The following is a 3,043-nucleotide window of genomic DNA, read 5'->3' on the forward strand; positions in this document are numbered from 1 at the left end:
CAGGCCTGTCTCCCATGCGCCACGCACTAGGCCCGGTCGCCGCTGCGCGGGGCCAGACCCGAACACCTACCGCACTGCTTCGGTGCGACCGGCGCACCCGGATGCATCGGACGGACGATCGGAACCGCTCTTCCGGGACAGTGCGCTCGGCCACCACGCGCGCGGGCCGATGTCGATCACCAGGGCCGGCACCAGGAGCGAGCGGACGACCAGGGTGTCGAGCAGGACGCCGAAGGCCACGATGAAGGCGATCTGCACGAGGAAGGCCAGCGGGATGACCATGAGCGCGGCGAAGGTCGCGGCGAGCACGACGCCCGCCGAGGTGATCACTCCGCCGGTCGTGGTCAGCCCGCGGAGCACGCCCTGCCGGGTGCCGTGGACCAGGGCCTCCTCCCGTACGCGGGACATCAGGAAGATGTTGTAGTCGACTCCGAGCGCCACGAGGAAGACGAATCCGTAGAGCGGCACCGAGGCGTCCGTACCGCTGAAGCCGAGGACGTGCTCGAAGACGAGCGTCGAGACCCCCAGGGTCGCGAGGAAGTTCAGTGCGACGGTCGCCACGAGCAGGACGGGTACGAGGAGCGAGCGCAGCAGGAGGACGAGGATCAGCAGGATGATGCCGAGCACGATCGGGATGATCAGGGCCCGGTCGTCCGCGGCGGTCTGCTGGGTGTCGTACTGCTGCGCCGTGTAGCCGCCCACGAGGGCGTCCGCGCCGTCGACCCGGTGCAGGTTCGCCCGGAGCCGCTCGACGGTGGCCTTTGCGGCGTCGCTGTCGGCGGCGTCGGTGAGGGTGGCGTCGATGCGCACGCGCCCGTCGACGACGAGGGGTGCACCGGGACCGGGCCTTCCCGTGGTGGTGAGCGGCGCGGCGGAGGCCACGCCCTCGGTCTTCTCCGCGGCGGTCCGCACCGCCTCGGCGCGGTCGGCGTCGGCGATGACGACGGCCGGGTTGCCGGAACCCGCGGGGAAGTGCTCGCCGAGCGTCCGCTGGGCGGCGACCGAGGGCGCGTCGTTGACGAAGATCTCGTCGAGCGGGACGCCCTTGGCGGAGAGCGAAGGGGCGAAAGCCGCGCACACGGCCAGGACCAGCGCGGTCCCCGCCCACACCCGTCGCGGGCGGCGGTCCACCGTCGCGGCGACGCGCTGCCACACGCGGTGCCCCTCGACCGAGGCGTCCGCCTCCTTCGGCCGGGACGGCCAGTAGGCGGCGCGGCCGAGCAGGGCGAGGACCGCCGGCAGGAACGTCACGGTCGTGAGCACGGCGCAGACGATGCCGATGGCGCCGACGGGGCCGAGGGCACGGTTGTTGGTGAGGTCGCTCGCGAGCAGCGCGAGCAGGCCGAGCGCCACCGTGCCGGCGCTCGCCGTGATCGCGCCCAAGGACCTGCGGACGGCGGCGCGGGAGGCCTCGAACCGGTCGCCGCGCAGGGCGAGTTCCTCCCGGAAGCGGGCGGCGAGGAGCAGCGCGTAGTCGGTCGCGGCGCCGATGACGAGGATCGACAGGATGCCCTGCACCTGGCCGTCGACGCGCACCACGTCCCGGTCGGCGAGCGCGTAGACCACCGCGCAGGCGAGCCCCAGGGCGAACACCGCGCCCATGATGATCACGAAGGGCAGCAACAGGCTGCGGTAGACGAGCAGCAGGATCAGCAGGACCGCGCCGAGGGCGACGCCGAGCAGCAGTCCGTCGATCCCGGCGAAGGCGTCGGACAGGTCGGCCTGGCTCGCCGCCGGTCCCGCGAGCTGCGCGGTGACGCCCGGCACGCGCTCCGCCGCCGCGCGCACCTCGTCGAGGACCTCCGGCAGCTCTTCGCCGAGGTCGGGCTTCAGCTGTACGACGGCCTGCAGGGCCTCGCCGTCCTCGGAGAGCAGCGCCGGCGAGGGGCGTCCGACGATCCCGGTGTCCCCCGCGAGGCCTGCGACGGCCGCGGTGGCCGACTGCAGTTGCGCGCCGGTGACGGGTGCGCCGTCCGCGGTCCACACGACGATGGCGGGCAGGGTCTCGGACCGGTCGAACTCCTTGCCCGCGTCGAGCACTCGGGTGGACTCGGCGCTCCGCGGCAGGAAGGCGGCCTGGTCGTTGGTGGCGACCTCGCCCAGCTTGCCCGCGTAGGGGCCGAGCGTGCCGCCGACCCCCAGCCAGACGATCAGCAGGACGAGCGGTACGAGCCACCTGGCCCAGCGCGGTGCGGTTCTCATGACATCCCCGGAAAGACAACGGACGACGGACGACGGACGGCGAGCGGTGAGCGGTGAACGCCGGGCGACCGGCCCTCAGGACCGGTCGGCGGACGGGACTCCCGTAAATTAACTCAACAATAAAGTATCTCAATGATTGAGTGATCGTACTCTAGAGGCATGAGCGGTCCCGGCGCACCCACACCCCCTCTTCCCGACGAGAGCCCCGTCGGGTTGCAGTTGTTCGCGGTTCTTCTGCGCCGGATGAACGGCGAGTTCAACCGGATCGCCCAGGAGTTCGCCCACACACAGGGCCTGCACCTCACGGATGTGCAGGCGCTCATCGCGATCCTCGACGCCGAGACGGAGGCGCCGGACGAGCCCATGACGCCGAGCCGCCTGCGCGGGCAGCTCAACCTGACGTCGGGGGCGGTGACCGCCTGCCTCGACCGGCTGGAGAAGGCCGGGCACATCCGGCGGGTTCGCGCGGCCGACGACCGCCGCGTGGTGCACCTGTACTACGCGGAGGGGGCCAAGGCGGTGGCGCGGGACGCCTTCCGCCCGCTGGCCCGCGCCACCGACGCCGCCCGGAGCCACTTCACGGCGGAGGAACTCGGCGTCGTGGCCCGGTTCCTGGCCGAGATGAACCAGGAACTGACCCTGTCCCGCTGACCCGGCCGCTCCCGGCGGCCCCCGGCCGGTCCGCCGGGCCGCCTCCGACCGGGTCCACGCCGTGGGGGGGGGGGAGGGGGGCAGGGGGGGCCACGGAGAGGAAGTGGGGGTCGGATAGTAGGTGGGGGGCCGGCCGGGCGGAGCGCGGGGAGTGGAGAGAGAGGGAGACAGAGCGAGAGAGCGGGCGAGC

2 protein-coding genes are annotated in these 3,043 nt (G+C 72.8%); one reads left to right on the top strand and one right to left on the bottom strand.

Annotated elements, in window-relative coordinates; translation table 11 throughout:
* Positions 1–66: 66 nt before the first annotated feature.
* Positions 67–2,202, bottom strand: a complete 2,136-nt coding sequence (locus ACFW9D_RS05335) for an MMPL family transporter (protein WP_384618021.1) — start codon at positions 2,200–2,202, stop codon at positions 67–69.
* 159 nt (positions 2,203–2,361) lie between these two features.
* On the opposite strand from ACFW9D_RS05335, the gene ACFW9D_RS05340 reads away from it, so the two are divergent.
* The gene (locus ACFW9D_RS05340) at positions 2,362–2,853 is read left to right on the top strand and encodes a MarR family winged helix-turn-helix transcriptional regulator (protein ID WP_384618024.1); all 492 of its coding nucleotides are present in this window, start codon (positions 2,362–2,364) and stop codon (positions 2,851–2,853) included.
* Positions 2,854–3,043: the final 190 nt, after the last annotated feature.

The organism is Streptomyces sp. NPDC059524 (genome assembly GCF_042749255.1).
In the GTDB taxonomy this organism is placed as follows: Bacteria; Actinomycetota; Actinomycetes; order Streptomycetales; family Streptomycetaceae; genus Streptomyces; species Streptomyces xanthii.

What these genes read in the sequence shown, in the direction of transcription:
- ACFW9D_RS05340 (WP_384618024.1), top strand. Translation starts at nt 2,362, where the DNA reads ATGAGCGGTCCCGGCGCACCCACACCCCCTCTTCCCGACGAGAGCCCC.
- ACFW9D_RS05335 (WP_384618021.1), bottom strand. Translation starts at nt 2,202, where the DNA reads ATGAGAACCGCACCGCGCTGGGCCAGGTGGCTCGTACCGCTCGTCCTG.